At 44.3% G+C, this 7,299-nt stretch carries 7 protein-coding genes; 6 read left to right on the plus strand and 1 reads right to left on the minus strand.

Annotation, left to right across the window (positions count from 1 at the left end; all coding sequences use genetic code 11):
• The 4 genes from SPADD19_RS05305 to SPADD19_RS05320 form a co-directional block, all read left to right on the plus strand.
• The coding region (locus tag SPADD19_RS05305) for a 3'-5' exonuclease (RefSeq protein WP_164905850.1) at positions 1-1,048 on the plus strand (1,048 nt) is incomplete at its 5' end.
• Positions 1,049-1,376: 328 nt separating this feature from the next.
• Positions 1,377-2,651: a DUF2130 domain-containing protein gene (locus SPADD19_RS05310; RefSeq protein ID WP_061455446.1), complete on the plus strand. Its 1,275-nt coding sequence runs from the start codon at positions 1,377-1,379 to the stop codon at positions 2,649-2,651.
• Between the two features lie 9 nt (positions 2,652-2,660).
• Positions 2,661-3,104 carry a GNAT family N-acetyltransferase gene (locus SPADD19_RS05315; protein ID WP_061455447.1) on the plus strand — a complete coding sequence of 148 codons (444 nt, stop codon included), beginning with the start codon at positions 2,661-2,663 and terminating at the stop codon, positions 3,102-3,104.
• Positions 3,105-3,135: 31 nt separating this feature from the next.
• Positions 3,136-3,936, plus strand: coding sequence for an alpha/beta fold hydrolase (locus SPADD19_RS05320; RefSeq protein ID WP_061455448.1), 801 nt, complete (start codon positions 3,136-3,138; stop codon positions 3,934-3,936).
• A 34-nt stretch (positions 3,937-3,970) separates the two neighbouring features.
• On the opposite strand, the gene SPADD19_RS05325 is transcribed toward SPADD19_RS05320, so the two are convergent.
• A complete protein-coding gene (locus SPADD19_RS05325) occupies positions 3,971-5,287 on the minus strand; it encodes an FAD-containing oxidoreductase (protein ID WP_061455449.1) in 1,317 nt (438 codons plus the stop codon).
• 181 nt (positions 5,288-5,468) lie between these two features.
• On the opposite strand from SPADD19_RS05325, the gene truB reads away from it, so the two are divergent.
• Together truB and SPADD19_RS05335 are read left to right on the plus strand one after the other, a co-directional pair.
• The gene (truB, locus tag SPADD19_RS05330) at positions 5,469-6,365 is read left to right on the plus strand and encodes a tRNA pseudouridine(55) synthase TruB (protein WP_061455450.1); all 897 of its coding nucleotides are present in this window, start codon (positions 5,469-5,471) and stop codon (positions 6,363-6,365) included.
• A gap of 4 nt (positions 6,366-6,369) precedes the next feature.
• The coding region (locus tag SPADD19_RS05335) for a bifunctional riboflavin kinase/FAD synthetase (RefSeq protein WP_128861589.1) at positions 6,370-7,299 on the plus strand (930 nt) is incomplete at its 3' end.

Consider the following 7,299-nt stretch of genomic DNA (forward strand, 5'->3'; position numbering starts at 1 on the left):
CAAGCGGGGAATCGGGCCAGGTACAGTGGATAAGATTCGCGACTTTGCTCAAATGCAAGAGTCCTCACTCCTGGATGCTTCAGCCAATATCATGCTCTCTGGCATCAAAGGAAAGGCAGCCCAAGCCATCTGGGACTTTGCCAATCTCATTCTTGATTTGAGAGAAAGACTGGACCAGCTGACCATTACAGAGTTGGTCGAAGAAGTCCTTGATAAGACGGGTTATATGACGGCCCTAACCAATCAGGGGAACTTGGAAAGTCAGGCCCGCATCGAGAATATCCAAGAGTTCCTATCTGTTACCAAGAATTTTGATGAAAATGGAGAGACCGTCGAAGACGAATCAGGTGTGGAGACCTTGAGTCGTTTCTTGAACGATTTGGCTTTGATTGCCGATACAGATGATGGGGCCCAAGAAACTTCAGAAGTCACCTTGATGACTCTTCATGCAGCAAAGGGATTGGAGTTCCCAGTCGTCTTCTTGATTGGAATGGAAGAAAATGTCTTTCCTCTTAGTCGTGCAGCAGAGGATCCAGATGAATTGGAGGAAGAACGTCGTCTGGCATATGTGGGGATCACGCGGGCAGAGAAGGTTCTCTTCTTGACCAATGCCAACTCACGTTTGCTCTTTGGACGAACCAGCTACAACCGTCCGACGCGTTTTATCAATGAAATTAGCTCGGATTTATTGACCTATCAGGGATTAGCCCGTCCAGTTAATACCAGCTTTAAGGCTTCTTATAGCAATGGAGGCGGAACGACCTTTGGAAAAGGCATGAGCCTGTCACAAGCCCTTCAAGAGCGCAAGAGACAAGCAGCCCCAAGTGCTCTCACGTCATCAAGCCTCCCCTTTGGCAATAGCAACCGTTCTAGCGCCAAAGAAAGCGTCGCATGGGCCATTGGCGACATTGCCATTCACAAGAAGTGGGGCGAAGGAACCGTGCTTGAAGTATCTGGTAGTGGTAGTACCCAAGAGCTCAAGATCAACTTCCCAGAAGTGGGACTAAAGAAACTCTTAGCCAGTGTCGCGCCAATTGAGAAGAAATAAACTGAAACCAGTAAGCTAAGCTTGCTGGTTTTGTCCTTTTATCAACTTCCCTTAGGTGAGGGCGGACGGTAGCGACTCCCTTTGGGATTCCATACCTTAGATTTGAGCCTTCCGTCTCAAATCTACCGAGCAGCAGAAACAAATTTGTTTCTACTGCTTTTCTCACGGCGGGAAGTTTTAATGGTCATTGTTCTTCTTTCTTAAATTCTCTCATTTACTCTATTCACTGTCATAAACTAGGGAAATAGTAGGAGCAAGCCTCGTTTGTTGGTTTTGATTTTACTGGTGGCATGATATAATATACTAAGAATAGAGAAAGAGGCATGCTATGAACGAAATCAAGTGCCCCAACTGTGGGGAAGTCTTTACAGTCAATGAAAGTCAATACAGCGAACTCTTGTCACAGGTACGGACAGCTGAGTTTGACAAGGAAATTCATGAGCGGATTCGGCAAGAGTTGGCTTTAGCTGAGCAAAAGGCCCTTAATGAGCAACAAGAGAAGTTAGCTAAGAAGGATCAAGAAATTGCCCAGTTACAAAACCAGATTCAACAGTTTGATACTGAAAAAGAATTGGCCAAAAAAGAGGTGGAGCAAACAGCTAGCCAAAGCCTGCTAGAGAAAGAAAAAGAAGTGCAAACACTGGAGAATCAGTTGGCCACTTTGCGCTTGGAGCATGAGAACCAGCTGCAAAAGACCCTTTCTAATTTGGAGAAGGAGCGTGATCAGGTACAAAACCAATTGCTCCTTCAAGAGAAAGAAAATGAACTGTCCCTAGCTTCTGTTAAGCAAAACTATGAAGCCCAACTTAAGGCAGCAAATGAGCAAGTAGAGTTCTATAAGAACTTCAAGGCCCAACAGTCGACCAAGGCCATCGGGGAAAGTCTGGAACAGTATGCGGAAAGTGAATTCAACAAGGTTCGCAGTTTTGCCTTTCCAAATGCCTATTTTGAAAAGGACAACAAGGTCTCTGCACGTGGGTCTAAAGGCGACTTTATCTTCCGCGAGTGCGATGAAAATGGGGTAGAGATTATCTCCATTATGTTCGAGATGAAAAATGAAGCTGACGAGACCGAGAAGAAGCATAAGAACGCGGATTTCTACAAGGAATTGGACAAGGACCGTCGAGAAAAGAACTGTGAATATGCGGTTTTGGTGACCATGCTTGAGGCAGATAACGACTACTTCAACACAGGCATTGTCGATGTCAGTCATGAGTATGAGAAAATGTACGTCGTACGTCCTCAGTTCTTTATCCAGATCATTGGGCTTCTGCGTAATGCGGCCCTCAATTCCCTTAAATACAAGCAGGAATTGGCGCTTGTTCGTGAACAAAATATTGATATTACCCACTTTGAAGAAGACCTGAATGCCTTTAAGGTAGCCTTTGCTAAGAACTACAATTCGGCTTCTGTCAACTTTGGCAAGGCCATCGATGAAATTGACAAGGCTATTAAACGGATGGAAGAAGTTAAGAAGTTCTTGACTACATCAGAAAATCAACTTCGTCTTGCTAACAACAAGTTGGATGATGTTTCCGTTAAAAAATTGACACGGAAAAATCCAACCATGAAGGCTAAGTTTGATGCCTTGAATGAAGACTAGGAGGCTCCTATGCAGATACGAAAAGCAACCATAAAAGATGCTGAAGCACTATTGTCTCTATTCAAAGACTTGGGCTATCCAACGACCGCTTCTCAGCTGGCTCGACGTTTAGAAATGATTCTTTCTCAACCACATTATGGCTGTCTTCTAGCTGAAAGAGACGGAGAAATTTTAGGTTTCTTGGGTTATGCAAAGCTCTTCTTTTTTGAAGCAGATGGATCTTACTATCGTATTTTAGCTTTGTCAGTTGCAAAAGAAACAAGACGACAAGGAATTGCTAGTAGGCTAATTGATGAATTGAAAAAACAAGCGGTAAAAGAAGGAGTTAAGGCACTGGCTCTAAATAGTGGATTAACCGCTGAACGAAATGCTGCACATCAGTTTTATCAGGCAGTTGGATTTGAAAAAGTGACTGCCGGCTTTGCCTTGCATTTAAAAACTCAAGATAAATAAACCATGAAAAAATAGTAGAGGAAACGACGTAATGTCTTCAACAAAAGGGAAAACCTTATATTTTAACGAAAAGAGCATGGACTATGTGACATTTGGAAAAGGAAATCAACCTCTGGTGATCATACCAGGCTTGGGGGATGGGCTTCAGACCGTTAAAGGAAAGACACAGCTCTTTTCCCTCTCTTATCGCCTACTTGCTAAGCGTTATAAAATCTATGTTTTTTCTCGAATTAATGAGTTGAGGCAGGGCTATACGACGCGGGATATGGCAGCAGATGTAGCAGAAGCAATGGAAGCGCTGAACTTAGATACCGCTTATGTTATGGGGATTTCACAAGGTGGAATGATTGCTCAATGGCTAGCTGCAGATTTTCCAGAAAGGGTTCAAAAGCTTATCCTAGCTGTGACAACAGCGAAGCCTAGTCAACTGGCTAGAGAGCGAATTGAGCATTGGCAAAGGCTTAGTCAATCTGGAACTTTTAGAGACCTCATGCTGGATATCGCAAAACACTCCTATACGCAAAAGAGCTACCAAAAGTGGCGATTTCTTTCTAACATTATGGGGCGCTTGGGACGAATCAAAGATGAGAAACGAATTGCCATTCAGTCTCAGTCTTGCCTTACTCACGATAGCCTTGAGGCCTTAAAAGAAATTCAGTGTCCGACCTTGATCCTTGGTGCGCTTGAAGATGATGTGATTGGTGTGGATGGATCCAAGGAACTAGCAAAAGCGATTTCGGGTTGTCAACTCCTCATTCTTAAGCATTCTGGGCATGCTCTTTATGAAGAAAATAAAGTATTTCAAGAGGCTGTCTGTGAATTCTTAAACTAAAAAAAGCTGGAATTTTCCAGCTTTTTTATGTTAGTTAAATCGCAAAGAGATCGTTTAGGTTTTCAGCCATGGTTGGGTGGGTAAAGATTTGTTTTGCGATGTAAGTATAAGGGATCTTGTTGTCCATGGCCATGGTGATCAGGTTGATGAGTTCGCCTGCAGCTTCTCCAAAGAGCGTCGCTCCAAGAATTTCTTTGGTTTCTGGGTTGACAACGGCTTTGAAGGCCCCTCGGAGGTCTGCGTTGACATGGCCACGAGGCATGGCAGCAACTGGCAATTCTTTAACGGCAACTGGAAGTCCTTTGTCGCGTGCTTCTTGTTCGGTCAAGCCGACTTGGGCAAGTGGAGGAGCAATAAAGAGTGTTGTCGCATAATTTCTACGAGTTTCGAGGTTGTAGCTACCATCGCCTGTGAGATAGTTGAAGACAATGCGGAAGTCATCGAGCGACATGTAGGTGAATTGAGGACCACCATTGACATCCCCAACTGCAAAGACACCAGTGACGCTGGTTTCTAAATGACGGTTGACTTGGATCGCTCCACGATCAGTGACTTGAATATCTGTGTTTTCAAGACCAAGTCCAGCTGTGTTTGGTTTACGTCCTGTTGCGTAGAGAAGGATATCAAACTCGAAGTCTCCCTTATCTGTGACAACCGTTAAGCTGTTTTGGCCATCTTTGATTTCTTGGGTATGAACGCCTTGCAAGAATTGAATACCGTCTTCTTCAAGGTAGCTTTTTGCAAGAGCTGCAATACTTGGCTCGATCCGTGGCAAGAATGTTTCAGAAGCATCCAATACCGTTACTTGGCTGCCCAAGGTATTATAGAGATGAGCAAATTCCAATCCGATTGGTCCACCGCCAAGGACACCCAGGCGTTTAGGTAGGTTTTCCAAACGTTGAATGCCAGTTGAATCCACAGCAAATTTGCTTTCAGCTAATCCTGGGATTGGAAGAATAGTTGGCACAGCACCAGTATTAATAATAATGGTTTCAGCTGTCAATTCTTCTTTTTCATCTCCAGCTTGAATTTCGATGACCTTATTAGAAAGGAAACGAGCAGTTGCATCGATAATGTCTACACCAGTTCCAGCAATAGTTGCGTAGTTCTTGCCATTGAGACGAGTAGTGACCGCATTTTTCTCCTTCATGGCTTGCTCAAAATCCAAGCCTTTTTCTGCGGCAACAATCAAGGTCTTAGTGGGAATACAAGCGATATTGATACAAGTACCACCGTACATAGATTTGCTCTTTTCAATCAGAGCGACTTTTTTACCTTGGCTTGATAATTTCGCTGCGAGTGTTTTACCAGCTTTACCAAATCCAATCACAATAACATCATACATTAACATATGTTACACCTTCTTTCGATTTCTATTGTATCAAACCCGTTTTAAAAAGTCTGAAATCTGCTACGGGATTTTTTAGGAGGTCATGGGAAGGGGGAAAGAGGGACAAAAAGTTTTGTTTCATGGTATAATGAAGGGTCGGTAGCCCGGATGGTCACACAAACAGTTAGAAAGAGCAAATCAGATGGACGGAATTATCAATGTAAAAAAAGAAGCAGGCATGACCTCACATGATGTGGTTTTTAAACTGCGAAAAATCCTGGGAACTAAGAAGATCGGCCATGGGGGAACGCTGGATCCGGATGTGGTGGGAGTGCTTCCGATTGCAGTTGGCAAGGCGACCCGGATGGTCGAATTCATGCAAGATGAAGGCAAGGTCTATGAGGGAGAAATCACTTTAGGATTTTCTACCACGACGGAGGATGCCAGTGGGGAAGTCGTAGAGCGGACCCCAGTGGAAGCCCCTTTAGATGCAGGAGAGGTCGATCGTATGATTGCCCAGATGGTGGGAGAGATTGAGCAGGTACCGCCCATGTATTCAGCGGTCAAGGTCAATGGACGTAAGCTCTATGAATATGCGCGGGTAGGAGAAGAAGTGGAACGCCCTGTACGGCAGGTAACCATATATGAATTCACGCGCACTAGTGAGATTAGCTATGAAGAAAGTCTAGCACGTTTTCGTTTCCGGGTTAAATGCAGTAAGGGCACCTATATCCGGACCTTGTCGGTGGATTTGGGTCAAAAACTGGGCTACGCAGCCCATATGTCTCATCTGACACGGACCAGTGCTGCCGGTTTGTCACTGGATGATGCCCTGACCTTAGAAGAAGTGGCTGAAAAAGTAGCCCAAGGAGATTTGAGCTTCCTTCACCCACTTGAAATTGGCACTGGGGATCTGGAAAAAGTAGAGCTGACAGTAGAAGAGGTTGGCGAAGTCCAAGTGGGACGCTTTATTCCAGTTGAGAGTGATTCCAAAGAGTTAGCTGCTTTTTACCAAGGGAAATTGGTAGCCATTTTAGAAAAAAGAGAAGAACTTTACAAACCTCGAAAAGTCTTTCTCACAGAAAGTGTGTTACAATAAATTCATGAATATTCGTATGATTACTACTGCTAACCAGATCCATTTGGAGAATGAGACAGTTTTGGTTCTGGGCTACTTTGATGGCCTGCATCTGGGGCATCAAGAACTCTTTAAAAAGGCGCGTCAGATAGCGGATGAAAAAGGCTTGAAGGTCGCTTTGTTAACCTTCCCTGAATCTCCTAAGTTAGCCTTTGTTCGCTACCAACCAGAATTACTACTCCATTTGCAGAGCCCTGAGGATCGGTTCCAAAAATTAAACGAACTAGGAGTGGATGAGCTCTTCCTCATTGATTTTACGACTGATTTTGCTTCTAAAACAGCCAAAGAATTTGTTGATCAATTTGTCAAAGCCTTGAGGGCCCGAGTTTTAATTGCTGGATTTGATTATAGTTTTGGCTCTGATAAGAAAACGGCCTCTGACTTAGCTGATTATTTTGATGGTCAAGTGGAAGTCATTTCTCCTGTATTGGATCAGGGGGAAAAGATTAGTTCGACCCGCATTCGTCAGGCTGTCCTAGAAGGACGAGTCCAAGAAGCTGCCCGTCTACTTGGCCACCCTTTATCCAGTCGGGGAATCGTCGTGCATGGGGATGCGCGTGGCCGCACCATTGGCTATCCTACCGCCAATCTAGCACCGATTGATCGGACCTATCTACCATCAGATGGGGTTTATGTAGTTGATGTCGATTTTAAAGGGCAGACCTACCGTGGGATGGCTTCTGTCGGGAAAAATGTCACCTTTGATGGGAAAGAGCTTCGTTTCGAAGTCAATCTCTTTGATTTTACAGGAGACATTTATGGCCATACTTTGACCATTCATTGGTTGGATAAGATACGAGAAATGGTCAAATTCGATGGGATCAATCAACTAGTGGCGCAACTAGAAGAAGATGAAGCAGTTTCACGAAACTGGACCAAGAGGCTGGGACAAAAG

The sequence above is a fragment of the Streptococcus parasanguinis genome (genome assembly GCF_001578955.1).
In the GTDB taxonomy this organism is placed as follows: Bacteria; Bacillota; Bacilli; order Lactobacillales; family Streptococcaceae; genus Streptococcus; species Streptococcus parasanguinis_U.